Below are 16,037 nucleotides of genomic sequence, written 5' to 3'. Positions count from 1 at the left end.
CATGCAAGTACGATCGTGTCGCAAGGCAATTGTCTTCTGGAAAACTGCACCGCTCCGGTGAAAGGCGCTAATGCCTTCTGGAGCCCGAAGTCGCCAGACGGTTCTCAAAGAGACGCTGCGAGGATTGGGCGGCGCATGATTCCATCACGATCAGGGCTGTTCCCACCTTGATTTTTCAAACCTGTTTCGCCATTTGATCGGCGCTAATTCGCTTTCCTGGAGAACCCGAGCACATGACAAAGACTGCAGAACAGACCGCCGAAAGCCACGTCTTTGAGGCCGACGTTGCCCGCCTTCTGCACATGATGGTCCACTCCGTCTATTCGGATAGGAATGTGTTTCTGCGTGAGCTGATTTCGAACGCAGCCGATGCCTGCGAGAAACTTCGATATGAGGCGATCGAGACACCGTCGCTCCTCGGTGCTGATGCCGAAAACCGGATCACGCTAACGCTGGACGAAGAGAACCGGCAGCTTATCGTCGAGGACAATGGCATCGGCATGGGCCGCGACGAAATGGTCGAGGCGCTGGGAACGATCGCGAGATCGGGGACCCGGGCGTTTATGGAGCGAATCGAAGCAAGCAAAGCCGCTGAAGGTGCTCAACTGATCGGGCAGTTCGGCGTCGGCTTCTATTCCTGTTTCATGGTGGCGGAGCGTGTCGATGTGATCTCGCGTCGAGCCGGAACGCAGGAAGCCTGGACATGGACTTCGGACGGCAAGGGAAGTTACAGCGTGAGCTCGGCAACGAGCCTCACTGAAGCTCCATCCCGTGGAACGCGTATCGTCTTGCATCTGATGGAGGACGCTAAGCAATATACCTCCCGCTGGACCATCGAGCGTATCGTCAAGGAACAATCCGGCCACGTGCCAGTTTCGATCCGCCTTATTGAGAAACCGGGCAAAGAGCCAGTCCAAATAACGGACGGCACCGCACTATGGACGAAGTCGAAGAGCGATGTCAGCAAGGAAGAGTATACGGACTTTTATCGTGGCGTCTCCGGGCAGTACGATGAACCGGCGCTGACCGTACATTTCCGTGCTGAAGGCCGGCAGGAATATACGGCTTTGGCGTTCATACCCGGAACACAGCCTTTCGATATGTTCGATCCCGAACGCAAAGGAAGAATGAAGCTATACGTCAAGCGGGTGTTCATAACCGATGATGCGGATCTGCTGCCGAGATACCTGCGCTTCGTTCGTGGGTTGGTCGATACCGCCGATCTGCCGCTCAATGTTTCTCGTGAGATGATCCAGGAAAGCCCTATCCTGGCGGCGATCCGCAAGGGCATCACCAGCAGGATCATCACCGCGATAGAAAAAGTCGCTGAAAGTGACGCCGACGCCTTCCTCAAGTTCTGGGAGAACTTCGGCGCCGTCCTCAAGGAAGGCATTTACGAAGATTTCGAACGACGCGCTCAACTCTTGGCGCTTGCTCGGTTTCGGACGTCCTCATCGAACGAAGGCTATCGTTCACTTGCCGACTACGTCAAAGATGCCAAGGAAGGCCAGAACGCGGTCTATTATGTGGCGGGCGGCAGCCTTGATCAGCTTAAGGCATCACCACAGCTTGAAGGGTTCCGGGCGCGCGGCATCGAAGTGCTGCTTTTGTCGGACTCAATCGACAGCTTCTGGACGATGAATGCTCCAGACTATGAAGGCAAGGCGTTCAAGTCCATCACGCAGGGTGCTGCGGATCTCGCACAGTTTGCGAAGCTTGACGGTCAGACAACGCAGGAAGCGGAAGACAACAGCACGGCGACCTTCCTTGTATTCGCCAAGCAAAAACTTGCCGACCAAATTGCCGATGTCCGGGCTTCGGACCGTCTGACGGAGAGTGCCGTCTGCCTCGTAGCACCCGAAGACGGCTATGACAGGCAGATGGAAAAAATCCTGCGGAACGCCGGTCGCCTTCAAGATGCGTCCAAGCCGATCCTGGAGATCAATTTGCTGCACCCTTTGATCAAAGCGATTGCGAGCGTGGAGGGTGATGCTTCGTACCAGGAGGACGCCGCGTTCTTATTGCTCGACCAGGCCCGTATTCTAGATGGAGATCGGCCAGCGGATCCACGCCGATTTGCCGAGCGGCTTGCACGGGTCTTTCAGAGGTCGGTGCAGTCGTAGCAACAAGCAGAGGGTGGGGTTGGTCTGATCCAGCCTTTCGCGAATATGCGGCGGATGTCGCAAGCGGCGCTTACCCGGCCGAGAAGCATAAGGTTGCGTTAGAGCCACACCAACTGGAGCTTTTTCTGACTAGGCTTGGGGGCGCTGCGGGATAAAAAATGGCGCGTTGCAGGATAAATTTCGATGACATGAACATGGAGATTTGCTGCGGGAGGCGAACCAGCACCCAGACGCCGAGATTGTCGGAATAACCGATACATCGGCAGAACGGGTGCAGCCAGCGCTCGCGGCCTTCAAGAGCTTGCGATCCCTCTCGAAAGTTCTTAGGTCGAGGGTCTCTGCATTGTGCAAACCCGTGCTTAAGAGACCGAGATGATCCTCATCCTTTCAGGTGTTCAAAAAGCGTATTCCACGGCCGAGGGCCTCATCGAAATCCTGAAGGGCATCGACTTGGAAGTCGCTGCTGGCGAAAGCGTCGCGCTCACCGGAGAGTCCGGCAGTGGCAAAAGCACATTGCTGCATCTGGCAGGCGGGCTCGACCGCGCAGACAGCGGCTCGGTCATGATGAACGGCAACGACCTGGCGCTATTTGGAGAGAACGAACGGGCTCGATACCGGAGAACAAGCGTTGGTCTTGTTTTCCAGCAGTTTAATCTCATCCCATCCCTGAGCGTCGCAGCCAACATTTCGTTCCACGCCAAGCTCGCGAACCGGTACGATCAGGCTTGGGAAGCGCAGTTGATCGAGAAACTGGGACTGCGCGAATACACCACTCGGTATCCCGAGCAGCTTTCCGGAGGCCAACAGCAGCGCGTTGCAATCGGGCGAACCTTGGCTGCCCGACCACCTCTCATCCTTGCTGACGAGCCAACGGGCAACCTGGATGAGCAAACGGGCGATGCCGTCCTCGATCTGATGCTCAATCTGGCTCGGACGGCCGGATCGGCTCTGCTTCTCGTCACTCACTCCACGAGGCTTGCAGCGCGTTTGGACCGAAAGGTCATCCTTCGCGGTGGGAAGATTGCCGAATGACCTTCGTTGCATTCGCAGCCTTGCTGTCACACTGGTGTCGGAGACCTCTCCAGCTGCTGACGCTGGTCATGGGCATTGCGCTGGCGACAGCTCTCTGGTCCGGCGTTCAAGCTATCAACGCCGAGGCGAGAGCGAGCTATGCCCGGGCGGCATCGGTTCTGGAGCAAGGCAACCTCCGGCAGATCGTCGCCAAGGACGGTGATGGCATAGCGACTGAGGTCTATGGCGGCCTGCGTCGAGCGGGCCTCAATGTTTCGCCCGTAATTGAGGGCAGCTACCGCTTCGGAAGCATAAGGCTCCGTTTGGTCGGGATCGAGCCTCTGACGATGCCAAGGGACTCCCCGAATGCGACGATCGCCAGCGGTTCAGATCTATCCGCCTTCTTTTCAGCCAGCGGACAGTTGCTCGTGTCGAGCGCCACTGCCGAGCGGCTTCGTGGTGCCACAAACATGAGCATCAAAATCGATGGCAACGTTCCCGACGGCGCCGCCTTCGTCGATATAGCGGTCGCCGATCGATTGCTCGAGAAGCATGGAAAAATCGACCGCCTGGTGGTCGCAGGCAATCAAAAGATTTCCGCCGAAGCAATCGACCAGGCGGGATTGACGATCCGCGAACCGCCTGAACAACCAGACGTCGCTCGCCTCACAGACAGCTTCCACCTCAACTTGACTGCCTTCGGCTTCCTTTCGTTCATCGTCGGGCTCTTCATCGTGTATTCGGCCACGGGCCTGAGCTTCGAACAGCGTCGAGGGACTTTTCGGACACTCAGATCGCTTGGTGTCTCGCTTCAAGCATTGACCACGATGCTCCTGATCGAGCTTTCGCTGCTGGCGCTGATGTCGGGCTTGATCGGCGTCATACTCGGCTACGTCATAGCATGGCTCCTCATGCCGGGCGTCGCCGCGACCCTCAGGGGCCTCTATGGCGCGAATGTGTCAGGCTCGCTTTCCATTCGGCCGGAATGGTGGTTGGCTGGACTGGCGATTGCTCTCGGAGGAACCGCTGTCTCGTCAGCTCAGAGCCTGTGGCGGGTTTGGAAACTGCCGATTTTGGCTGCCGCACAGCCGCGAGCGTGGGCAAGAGAGTCGGCCAGATCGCTTGCCTTTCAAGCGGGAATAGGTGGATTTCTGGTGATCTTGGCTGCTATCCTGGCGACTACTGCGTCCGGGCTGCTGGCGGGTTTTGCGACACTTGGCTGCCTGCTGCTTGGAACAGCTCTGATGCTACCTGGACTTATTGCGGTCATCTTGACCAGAGCGCAGCAATTGTCGCGAAGTGCCGTCATGGAATGGTTCTGGGCCGACACCCGCATACAGCTTCCCGGCTTGTCGCTGGCTTTGATGGCTCTGCTGCTGGCGTTGTCGGCAAACATCGGCGTCGGCACGATGGTATCGAGCTTCCGGCTGACTTTCACCGGATGGCTGGATCAAAGCCTGGCCGCCGAGCTTTACCTGACTGCCAAGGATGAGGAGCAAGCTGTGCGGCTCCGGGCCTGGCTTACCAAACGCTCGAGCGCGGTCTTGCCCATCTGGAGCGTGGACGGCGAGGTGCTTGGCGAACAGATCCAGATCTTTGGTGTCGCGGACGATCCAACTTACCGAGAGCACTGGCCCTTGATTGCTTCCGACAATGACGTTTGGGATAAGGTCGCCGCCGGGCAGGGTGCACTAATCAACGAGCAGATGTGGCGTCGTGGCGAAGCGAAGATCGGCCAGCCGTTGGCCATGCCCGGAGGTTGGAGCTTAACCGTGGTCGGCGTGTACTCAGACTATGGAAATCCGAATGGGCAAGTGATAATCGGGATCAAAACGCTGGTCGATCATTACCCCGATGTCCCGAAACTTCGCTACGGGGTCCGAGTGGCTCCCGAGCGAGCGTATGATCTCAAGCGCCAGTTGGTCGAGGAGTTTGGTCTGTCGGATACCGCCATCGTTGATCAGGCTTCGCTCAAGCGACAATCGAGAGCGATTTTCGACCAGACGTTCAAGGTGACGGGCGCGTTGAATGTCCTCACCCTTGCTGTGGCAGGATTTGCCATGTTCTCAAGTCTCCTGACGCTGTCTGCTATTCGGCTTCCGCAGCTCGCGCCGGTGTGGGCAATGGGTGTCCGGCGACGGGATCTGGCGCTCTACGAAGTTGCCCGGACACTTGCTCTTTGGCTGGCGACATTTATGGCTGCGATCCCGGTCGGTCTTGCCCTGGCGTGGGTTCTGCTTGCGATCGTGAACGTAGAGGCTTTTGGTTGGCGATTGCCAATGATGGTGTTTCCAATGGACTGGTTTTGGCTGGGAACAATCGCTCTTATTGCTGCATTGGCATCGGTGCTGGTGCCGGTTCGGCGTCTGGCCTCGGTAAATCCTGCGGACCTGCTGAGGATTTTCGCCAATGAACGGTAGATTGTCGGCATCTGTCCTGATAGCTGCGGCTGTGATCTGGGCGAACGGTCAGACATTTGCGCAGGGCTTTGCCGGATTGGGATCGGATGCGCAAGGTTTTGCGATCCCCGAGCGGGGCTCTATTCTTTCTTTCCCCGCCGATCATGGTGCTCATCCTGATTATCGCATTGAGTGGTGGTATGTGACCGCCAATCTCGAAGATGAGAATGGCAGGCAATATGGAGCGCAGTGGACGCTGTTTCGCTCTGCGCTGGCTCCGGGAGACAGGGTAGGTTTCGCGGATCCGCAGATCTGGATCGGGCACGCAGCGATCACCACTCAGGGCCATCACTATGTTGCGGAGCGCTTGGCGCGGGGAGGCGTCGGGCAGGCGGGTGTGGCCGCAACACCATTCCGGGCTTGGATAGACGACTGGCGGATGGAGGGTAGCGAGCGAACCAGCTCGGACGTCCTTGGCGACGTTTCAGTCTCTGCGGGCGGGCCGGACTTCAGCTACACCCTAGACCTCAAGGCCGACGGCCCGCTCATTCTTCAGGGAGACAACGGCTTTTCCGTGAAGTCGGCGAACGGACAGGCGAGCTACTATTACTCACAGCCTTTCTATGAAGTGGCGGGGACGATCACGACGTCCGGATCGCCGGTTAAGGTCAGCGGCAAAGCGTGGCTGGACCAGGAGTGGTCGTCGCAGCCGCTTGCGTCCAATCAGACGGGCTGGGACTGGTTCTCACTGCACCTGAATTCCGGCGAGAAACTGATGGCTTTTCGGCTTCGTGACGACAACAACGGATTCATCTCCGGGAACTGGATATCCGCGGATGGACGAACGACAGCTCTGTCGAAAGACGACATCCAACTGGAGCCAACTCGGAACGCAACCGTCGATGGCCGCCAAATGCCGGTAGCGTGGCGTATACGCGTACCGGGTAAGTCGCTCGATATCACGACCAAACCGTTGAACGACCGGTCCTGGATGGCGACCTCAACGCCCTATTGGGAGGGGCCGATTAGCTTCACGGGCTCTACGTCAGGGGTCGGATATCTTGAGATGACCGGCTACTAGCTGTTACCTTTCACAACGGGCAACAGCTCCTTCGTTGAAGGGTGCAAGCTCGCCAGCCCTTCGGTAAATTCCTGCAGGATCGATCGGAGTCTCGCCTATTCAGGAAGCGTCCGGTGATGTGTTGATTAGTGTTTCAGGGGTCGATCCGCCCGAATGGATCGGGCGGCCGAGCGTTGACGAAGGTCCTGAAGCGGTAGCGCGGGCTCAAGCGAGGAGCGGTCAGTGTCCTCACGCCAGGCTCGGTCATACTCGAACATGATCGTCTCGGCACCACGCATGCGATTACTCCGCGCCAGCCCGATTGGACGTGTGCGGCCGTGTAAGTCGAGATGAACTTCGAAATCAGCCATCACGCGACGATCGCTTCAGGTGGGCGTGTTTACGGAACTGCGCGCCGGCGAGCGACTGACCAGCTGTGATTACTAATGTCGGCGACCTGGCTCAGTGCAAGCCGAGTGCCTGTAGAACGCCTGCGTAGATGCCGATGCTGACATTGGTGTCCTCGGCTTCGATCTTTTGAAGCGTTGAGCGCGAGGTAAAGGCACGCTCGGCCACCACAGCCATAGGCAGGCGCCGACACCGGCGAGCGTCGTGTACGTCTGCGCCCTGTTTGCGTAGCGCGCGAAGCACGGCGGCCGGAGGATTATGAGGTGTTGGCGTTTGCCACCTTTTACTCCAGAGGAAGTTTAGGGGCTACGATCAGATCCCTTCGTCGTGCCGAGCCGAAGTCCGAATGTGCGAGACTCCTGGCTCTCAGCAGGCCACTTCGATTTGGTCATCCAGACCTACCAGCGAACGAGGCGCAGGCCGCGGCACCAAGTGCCGCTCGCCGTCAACGGAGACGATGCAAGCTTTTGGAAGGCTATACGAATAGATAGCATGCCTGATTCCAACGCATCTCTTCATTAGCGGGTACAAAAATGCTCTACTATGAGCGCCTGCTTAAAGGCAACGAGCCGCCTAACTCTTTGTGGTGCAACGGTTCCTTTACCACCCGCTGAAGGCGGGGCTTCTTCCTCTGCCGAGCTGCCGACTAGCGTCACGAGCCTCGCAGATGTCCAAGAGCAGCCGGGCAGTCATGTCTGATAGTCCGCTCACAATTGACGAAAGTCGTTACCACATGGAAGCCGTTCACAATGCCAGCTCAAAGATATAGCCGTTGCAAGAACCTCAATATTTACTGGACTGTGTTGGACAAAGTCATGGGACAGGCGGTTACCATCGATGGGTTTGTCATGGACATGCTCACCGCCGAGGAGGCCGATAACTTGGTCGATCTATTAAATCGTGGCAACCAAGAGAGCCTCTGGTGTCTTGCCGAACGGTGTTAGAAGCAACGGTCGATACCGGCGTGCTCGTGCGGCACTTTGACAGACTGAAAACCTTAATCTCGACGTCCTTTCGACCACGGCGTTCATTTGGATGCTGGAAAAATGATTCGGTGTGGAGAATGCAGCCGCCATTTGATTGATCATCAATATTGGCGCTGGCGTGAACGAGCACAGTAGACCTAGGATTCCCGGCCCATTTCCTGAGGACCCCATCCACGTCCGAAAGCCGTACTTTTCGCTTTCGGTTGCGGTAGCATCTATTATACAATTCCGGATAGTCCCTGGTCGGATTAGTTCCTTTAGAGATTTGCGAAGCCTGCCATTTTTTTCGGCCGTTGGACATGCATCGATGTGCTTGGACCTCAATTCCCTCGGCGAAGAACATTGAGGGCGTCTTGCAATCTAAGGGCAGCCAGCGCCTTCGTTGCCTCGTCGGCCGGCCATCCGGCTTCCATCGCCGCCGACAGCAGGGTGGCGTCGGTGTGAAGCTCAAGTCTCTCGTAGAGGGGCTCAAGCGCTTCTCGGGCGGTAACAACGTGCTCGTCCGCAGGCGTGATAGGAGTCGGAGATACCGTCGGCATTCTGCGTCCCTTCTTAACGGTTTTGGAACCTGAAAATTGGCCAAGGTTCCAATGTCTAGTCAATGGCTGCCGACGCCCGGTGCGAACATGACCAGCCTAGGGAAGCCTGCACTCATGAGAAAAATCTAAAACAAACCGCGTAGGTCCGCCATCATACTTGTGTATGCGCAACTTATACGGAGGCAGCACCAGGCGGGCTGCTAGAGAGTTATGCTCAGCTCGGCCGTGCGTTTCGAGCATGAAGCGTCTATACATTTCTCGACGAGAGCATCTCATCGGGAAGGAGCGGGTGGTAGTCTATCTGATTTCTGACCGTGGCCCCCGACGGGCGTCTCCTAAACCCCTGTATAAGGCATCCCCTCCCTCTTCGCTACCCGACCCTTCCTCAAGATCAATAGCAGGTCGAACTGCGCCCTGTTACGGTCGTCGTACTTCCTCCCGCGCGGCAATGTCATCAAGGTCGCAAAGGAGTTCATCGCCTCGCGATGCCTGCATCAAGAACAGACTTGAGCACAGTTCGCCAGGGGTAGGTGTCCGGCGAGCCGACGGGTCGGACCGTTTGCCTCTTCGCTCCCTAGCGTTCTTTCGAAGGATTGACACCATGATACACGACCTCCACCGCATCCAAATCGAGCTGATTCCATTGACGCTTTTTCCTAGAGCATCGGGGGAAGCTTGGCCGTGGGCTCCAGGCTCTCCGCTCCACACGCCGCCAGATATTGCATCACGGCCGTCCACGGACTTGGAGGCTCATTTGATGATGTTTTCCGTCATGCCACGCACCACGATGGAGTGTCCCTGGGGACAAGCTTTGCACGCCTGGAGATCTGCCTTCATCCTATACGTTACTGGAACGCAGTTCGATCTTTTTTGCTACTCCGCTGGGCTTGTCCGTCTTCTAGACGACTTCGGAAATCTCACTCCTTCAGCGATTTCCGTGAGCATGCATTAAGCCCGACCGCCTCTTGCGTGCAGAATTGAGGAGCAGCAAGCTTGGCGCCTGGCACCTTTAGCTGGTGCAGACATGTTGATGCTCTCCAACCCCGTCCAGTTTCCGGTTGCGCGATTTCGCACGGTGGTCGATGCGACCGTTGCTTTTCGCCAGTGCCATCGGCCCGATCGCGGCATCGTAGAGGTGAATCCAGCTCCGCTGCGCCTCGTCGTCTGGTGATGGCGACGAGGGGCTCTGCCTAAGGCCTAAACACTTCGCAGAGACCTACTTTCTGCGAGAGCTTCAGCCAGTTGTTAGTCCTACGCAGTCTCCCACGCCGCCATTTGGTCGGCTGGCTTTGCGCCGATGGTTTCGTCTCGTTCGAGAGGCAGGGTGAACAGAAACATTGCCCCACAAGTTCCATTGGCGGTTGCCCACATCCGGCCGCCGTGAGCCTCGATGATCGAGCGGCAGATCGCCAGGCCCATACCCATGCCGCTGGATTTGGTCGTGTAGAAAGCCTCAAATAGACGGTCCATGGTCTGCGGGTCGAGACCTGGACCCGAGTCGCGCACCCCGACGACCACGCCTCCTGAGGACTCTGACTCGGTGCTGATCAGCAGCTCGCGTTCTTCTGCGTCGATGCCGCTCATCGCCTCGATGGCATTCATGATCAGGTTTAGGACCACCTGTTGCACCTGGATGCGATCTCCTTTCACGGACGGAAGGCTGGTCGCGAATTCGGTTTGTAGCGTGACGCCTTGCCGATGCGCTTCACTGCTGGTCAACGCAATGACGTGACGAATGGCTTCATTGAGGTCGAACTGCCCATCGCGAGGCGGCTCTTTCTTGACCAAGGCACGGATCCGGCCAATGACGTCGCCGGCTCGATTGGCGTTCTCGGCGATTCGGCCGAGTGCCTGAGCCACTTCCTCCAGATTCGGCGGATGGGTACCTAGCCACCGCAAGCCGGCCTGGGCGTTGGTGAGCGAGGCGGCGAGCGGTTGATTGACTTCATGGGCGATAGAGGCTGTGAGCTGACCCATTGTGGCGACGCGGTTTGCGTGGGCCAGTTGCCCCTGCGCCACCCGCAATGCTTCCTCGCTCTCCCGCAACGCCTCTTCGGCCTGCCTGCGCTCCGTCAAATCGAGGACGAAAGAGACGCCTTCGTCCCTGCTTTCTTCCAATAGAGCACTGCCGATCAGCACGGGCAGACGGCTGCCATCTTTCCGAAAGTATTCCTTTTCGAACGGTTGCACTGACCCGATCTTCTTCAGCTCCGCGACGGTCCGTGCGTCGCGGTCGCGCCATTCGGCCGGCGTCAGCTCCGTCCAGCATAGCCGACCCGAGGCAAGATCGTCTCGGTCGTATCCCACCATGTGGAGAAACGCGTCGTTGGCCTCGAGGATGCGACCTTCGATATCCCAGATGACGATCCCGATGATGTTGGCCTTGACGAGGCGACGGATCTTGGCTTCGCGTTCAGCGAGATCGCGGTACAACCGGGTATTCTCGAGTGAGATCGCTGCCTGAGAGGCGAGCAGCTTCAGCACCGCGATCCTGGCCGGCGCGAAGACCCGAGGGGCGAGGTTGTTTTCGAGATAGAGTACCCCGGCCAGTTGGCCCTGATTGAGCAACGGCACACAAAGAACAGAACGAGCACGGTGTTGACAAATGTAGGGGTCCGCGGAAAACCGATTCTGAGCAATGGCGTCGTCGAGAACGACGCTTTCGCTTGTGCGCAAGACATAATGAAGGAGCGATTGCGGCAGGGTGTCTCCTGTCACGATCTCGTCACGCATCTGCACCAAGACCGTTTCGCCGCCCGTCGTGGCTTCTGCCGTGATCCGTGACTCACCGCCACGCGGCAGGATCAATAAGCCGCGCTCGGCGCCCGCCTGCTCAACGGCGGTGCGCAACACGGTGTCGATTAGCTTTTGAAGCACAATCTCGCCCGACACCGCCTGCGAGATTTTGATAACGGTTGCGAGATCGAGCTGTTCGACCGGTGCACCGATGGTGCTTGTTGGAGAGGAGGCGCGCTCTTCGCCTCTCAGGTCGGGATAGAGTTGGTCAAGTTGCCGCACCTTACCGTCGGCGCCCCAGCGCAGATAGCAGCCACGCGCGTTGCGGAGATAGAGACGAGCGAAATCCTCGAAGCCTCCCAGTTCATAAAAGCGGGCGGCGAGTTCATATGCGAGGGCTTCATGATGAACGAAGCCGTTAGCGCGCGCCGAGCGGATCGCTTGTTCATAAAGACGCACGGCGTCGATTTCGCGGCCTTCGAGGCGTGCTATTTCGGCGCCGACCAGCGCGGCTCGGTTCTCGAAGTTCTCCGGGCAATTCTTCGCATAGATCTGAAGCTGTCGGTGGTGGGCGACGAGAGCCTCGGTATGCCACGCCCGCTGCTCAGAGACAGCATGGTCGCAGCATGCGGCGCGGGCCAACGCACCGTAGAAATGATGCTCCGGCGTTTCCTCGAAATGCGACACCGATGTCCATGGCAGCCTCTGCGCCCGCAATGACGCATCGACGGCCGCCTCGTAGTCGCCGGCAAAAAACCGCGCCTGCAGTTTTCTGACAAAGTAGCAGGTTTCCGCAAGATTCGGATTTTCGGAAAACCGACGTTCGATCTCAAATTCGTCGAATCGCTCGTCGTCGAAGGAGCCGAATTTGCGGGTCAACCCGCGCAGGGTCCGGACGAGTCCGAGCTGCGCACTGGCGAGATCTACAACGAACTGGAACCGCACCTCCTGCGCGAACGTGAGGCCAATCTCCGCTTGGCGCTGCACTTCCATAAGCGGATCTCCCGCCGCCAGCAGGTTCGAATTCAAACTGACATAGCTGTATCCGGCAAACGTGAGGTCGCCGCTCTGGTTGGCGATGTCAAGCGCTCGCCGCAAGATGTCGCGGCCGGTTCTGACATGCCTCGTCCACGGTATGACGTGAGCCCCGAAGTCTTTGTAAGTCCTGGCCTGAAAGCGCTTCAGGTCGTGCTTTTCGACGAGATGGCAGCCTAGCTGACCGAACCTGAATCCGGCCTCATAGTCGCCGAAGCGCGGTCCGGCAATATAGCCAAGCGACACATAATGGTAGCAGGAGCCGTCGCTGTTGCCTCGCTCGAGGCTCAGGTTCACAGCCAGGCAGATTGCCATGCAAGCCAGATTCGCATCCGTATGCCATACCGCCCCAACCAGACGGGTGAGAATATCCAGCGTCGAGGAGGATGCTGGGTCGCTCATCAACGGCAGATCAATGAGTTCCTCGATCGCGCGGCTCCCGAGCTGCGACCATATTCGGCCGTATTCTCGTTGCACCTCCTCGTCGGCCGGATGCGGCGCCCAGTCGATGCCGAGATGTTGCCTCACATGGTCGAGACCGACTGCGGCCGACCGGCCGGTCTGACCGAGCGCAGCATAGAGTTCGATGCGCAGGCAGGCGACAGCAGCCTGATCGTCGGAGCAGACAGCACGATTGGAAAGCTGTGCTAATCGCTCCTCCGCGTCCGGCAACGCGCCAAGGTGGAACTCGCATTCGGCTCGGTTCAGCTCAAGTGCGAAGGCCAGTTGGCGCTGGCGCTCCCAGGCGTCTTGCGGCAGCAGCGTCGTGCCTGCTACAAAATAGTTGAGCGCCGAGGCGTATGCCGTCGACGCCTTTGCGCGCTTGCCGGCCAGCAGATTGAACTCGGCCAATTGCTCGCGCTCCTTAGTTGAGGTGATCAGTGCGGCTCCTCGATTGAGTTGACTGACAATCTCGAAAACATAATCGTCAATCAGCTCCGGCGCGGTGTTCGCAGCAAGCAGCCTCCCAATGCGGAGGTGCAACTCTCCGCGTCGCTCCTTCGGGATCAGCGAATAGGCGGCTTCCTGAACGCGATCGTGGACGAACCGGTATGCGTCTGCCAACCGCTCGAGCAGTTCATGAGCGATGGCAGGCGATAAGGCGCCGGCGACTTGCTCCTCTGATATCCCGAGGACGAGTGAGAGCGTCGCAATATCTGCTATGTTTCCAAGGCAGGCGAACTGCTGCAACGCTTCCCGCGTTTCGGGCGGCTGGCGCTCAAGCTTGCCGACCATGAGGTGCACGACGTTGTCGGTGTATCCCTTGGCGTGAATGCGCCCGAGATCCCAGGACCAGCATGCCGTGTCATGATCGAAGGCGAGCATTCCCTCTTCGGTGAGCGAAAATAGGAACTGACGGACGAAGAACGGATTGCCGCCGGTCTTTTCGTGCATCATTTGTGAGAGCGGGGCTGCACGATCGGTCTGACAGTGGAGCGCATCCGCAGTCAACTGCCGGAGATGGTCTTTAGTAAGCGGCGCAAGCGTGATCTCCGCGACCTTGCCACCGGCGGTTTTGATCGCGTCAAGTTTCCGCATGAGCGGGTGGGCGGCGGTGACTTCGTTGTCGCGATAGGCACCAACCAACATCAGGTGTTGCAGATCCGACCGCGTCAAGAGATCTTCCAGCAGATCGAGCGTCGCCGCATCAAGCCACTGCAAGTCATCCAGAAAAAGCGCCAGCGGATGTTCCGGCTGGGCGAAGACACCGATGAACCGCCGGAATACCAGCTCGAATCGCCGTTCCGCATCCTGTGGCGGAAGTTCAGCGACCGGCGGTTGGTCGCCGATGATGAGTTTTAGTTCGGGGACGAGGTCGACCATCAGTCGTCCGTTCGGCCCCAGCGCCTCTCTCAGCGTCTCGCGCCAGAGTGCCAAATCGGCGTCGCTCTTCGCGAGAAGCTCCCGGACAAGGCTCTGAAACGCCTGCGCCAGGGTCGCATATGGAATGTCGCGCTTGTACTGATCGAACTTGCCGGACGCAAAAAGGCCGCGCGGCGGCACCAGAGCTTTGTGGAGTTCATTGACCACCGCCGACTTGCCGATGCCGGAATAGCCAGAGACCAACACCAACTCCGGCGCCCCGCTCGACACCACGCGGTCGAAGGCAGTGAGCAACGTCTCGACCTCGTGCTCCCGCCCGTATAACTTCTCGGGAATCAGCAGGCGGTTCGGGATGTCGCGTTCGCCGAGCGGGAATGCGTCAATCCGGCGCTGCGTTTCCCACTCGCTGAGACAGCGGCTCAGATCGTGCTCGACGCCGCCTGCCGTCTGGTATCGTTCCTCGGCCGTCTTGGAGAGCAGCTTCATGACGATGGCCGAGACTGCCGGTGAAACATCCGCCACCCGCTCGTCGGGCGGTGTCGGCCGTCGTGCAATGTGGCAATGCACCCATTCCATCGGGTCGGAGGCGGAGAACGGCAGGCTGCCGGTCAGCATTTCGTAGAGCGTCACGCCGAGCGCATAAAGGTCGCTGCGGGAATCGACGGAGCGGTTCATGCGCCCGGTCTGCTCGGGGGCCATATAGGCGAGCGTTCCGGCGACCACTTGGGGCGGCTCGTGCGTCTGCCGCTCGCGGGAGAGACGCGAGGCGATCCCGAAGCCTGTTAGCCGCACCTCGGTGCCCGTGCCCGTTACCAGGATATTGGCCGGTTTGATGTCCTTGTGAACGAGACCGCGCTGGTGGGCCCCACCGAGCGCGGCGGCGATGCCGATCCCAATGCACAGGAAAAGCTCCGTTTCCATTGCCGTTCCGAGCCGCCCGGCGAGCGGCTCGCTCCCCGGATCTTCAAGCACCAGCATGGTACGCCCGCCTTCGCGTACCAACTCAAGCGGTCGCACCGCCCATGCGCTATCGAGCTCATCCTTCAATCCATATTCATGGTCGAGGCGGCCGAGGCTCGTAGGTGTCGGGTGTTCGAGCGCCGAAAGTACGACCAGTACCTGGTTCCACTTGCCGTCGGCACCCCGGCGCCGTTCACGGTGGAACACGCGATCACCATCCTCCCAAAGAACCTCCAAACTCCTATCTCCACCAACGCCGAAGAAAGAGGATGTGCTTCCGGCACTGCCACTTTCATTTCGGAGATCCGTCCAGTCAAATTGGCAAAAGCGAGCACATATGACGAACCTCGGCCACTTCCCCACCTCTTTAGCACATCTCGCCTGTTCGTCCCAACAACGAGCGGCCATCGCCCACCCGTTCGTGGTGCACCTATACGAAAGACCGCCCAGCGGCTGCTGGGCGGTCAGGCGGGTCATGGCCCCACAGAGCTTCGGATGGAGGAGCGCCGAAGCTTAGTGGTAGCAACGGGGGGATTCGCTACCTGCCCGAGGCAACGAGTAGACACTAGCGACGGAAGGGACGACGGGAAATTATACTGTGGTTTGGTCTTGCGATACCTTGGGATACCGGCACGGATACCCATCAGCGAACTTCCGCTCGGCGATCGACATGTCGGCGACGTCGTCCGGGTCCGACGACGATCGGGGTGACGGTCTCTCTCCTTGTCTTACCCAGCAGCCGGGCAGGTGGTACGGCCGCGGAGTCGCCTAAGATACAAGGCCAGCACATGGTCAACATCGGCGTGCCTCGGCGTGTCGTGCCAACGGTTGCGATTCGTTGTCGCTGTTGAAGACGAAAGTGTCTTGCCCGCTCTGAGGCCTAAAGGGAGCCAGAGCCTCCCGCCGCGTGGGGAGGCTCAAGGTGGGCCGATCGGGAGCGATACGGCCTGGGAGGA

At 58.9% G+C, this 16,037-nt stretch carries 7 protein-coding genes and 2 pseudogenes; 5 read left to right on the top strand and 4 right to left on the bottom strand.

Features of this window, described 5'->3' with window-relative positions; all coding sequences use genetic code 11:
- The first annotated feature begins 233 nt into the window (after positions 1-233).
- The 4 genes from htpG to N2A41_RS19820 all read left to right on the top strand — a co-directional run bounded on the left by htpG (position 234) and on the right by N2A41_RS19820 (position 6,614).
- A complete protein-coding gene (htpG, locus tag N2A41_RS19835; RefSeq protein ID WP_260109527.1) occupies positions 234-2,123 on the top strand; it encodes a molecular chaperone HtpG in 1,890 nt (629 codons plus the stop codon).
- Positions 2,124-2,495: 372 nt separating this feature from the next.
- Positions 2,496-3,155, top strand: a complete 660-nt coding sequence (locus tag N2A41_RS19830) for an ABC transporter ATP-binding protein (RefSeq protein ID WP_260109526.1) — start codon at positions 2,496-2,498, stop codon at positions 3,153-3,155.
- Positions 3,152-5,554, top strand: coding sequence for an ABC transporter permease (locus tag N2A41_RS19825; protein WP_260109525.1), 2,403 nt, complete (start codon positions 3,152-3,154; stop codon positions 5,552-5,554). The genes N2A41_RS19830 and N2A41_RS19825 overlap by 4 nt, the downstream gene beginning before the upstream one ends.
- The gene (locus N2A41_RS19820) at positions 5,544-6,614 is read left to right on the top strand and encodes a lipocalin-like domain-containing protein (protein ID WP_260109524.1); all 1,071 of its coding nucleotides are present in this window, start codon (positions 5,544-5,546) and stop codon (positions 6,612-6,614) included. Before N2A41_RS19825 ends, N2A41_RS19820 begins: the two co-directional genes overlap by 11 nt.
- A 188-nt stretch (positions 6,615-6,802) precedes the next feature.
- On the opposite strand, the pseudogene N2A41_RS19815 reads toward N2A41_RS19820, so the two are convergent.
- Positions 6,803-6,964: pseudogene (locus N2A41_RS19815) on the bottom strand (type II toxin-antitoxin system HipA family toxin); the annotation flags it as partial.
- Positions 6,957-7,244, bottom strand: a pseudogene (locus N2A41_RS33340) (hypothetical protein). The pseudogenes N2A41_RS33340 and N2A41_RS19815, both read right to left, overlap by 8 nt.
- 506 nt (positions 7,245-7,750) lie before the next feature.
- Between N2A41_RS33340 and N2A41_RS19805 the strand changes: the two are divergent.
- The gene (locus N2A41_RS19805; RefSeq protein WP_017967288.1) at positions 7,751-7,945 is read left to right on the top strand and encodes a hypothetical protein; all 195 of its coding nucleotides are present in this window, start codon (positions 7,751-7,753) and stop codon (positions 7,943-7,945) included.
- Positions 7,946-8,307: 362 nt separating this feature from the next.
- Here the strand turns inward: N2A41_RS19805 and N2A41_RS19800 are convergent, their stop codons facing one another.
- Both N2A41_RS19800 and N2A41_RS19795 read right to left on the bottom strand, forming a co-directional pair.
- Positions 8,308-8,526 (bottom strand): hypothetical protein, encoded by a 219-nt coding sequence (locus N2A41_RS19800; protein WP_017967289.1) that lies wholly within the window; start codon positions 8,524-8,526, stop codon positions 8,308-8,310.
- 1,251 nt (positions 8,527-9,777) lie between these two features.
- Complete coding sequence (locus tag N2A41_RS19795) at positions 9,778-15,318, bottom strand: trifunctional serine/threonine-protein kinase/ATP-binding protein/sensor histidine kinase (RefSeq protein ID WP_260109522.1); 5,541 nt, start codon at positions 15,316-15,318, stop codon at positions 9,778-9,780.
- Positions 15,319-16,037: the final 719 nt, after the last annotated feature.

This window comes from Rhizobium sp. SRDI969 (assembly GCF_025152725.1).
In the GTDB taxonomy this organism is placed as follows: Bacteria; Pseudomonadota; Alphaproteobacteria; order Rhizobiales; family Rhizobiaceae; genus Rhizobium; species Rhizobium leguminosarum_I.
The sequence above is the reverse complement of the archived record's forward strand: the minus strand, read 5'-3'. Positions and strand labels throughout refer to the sequence as shown.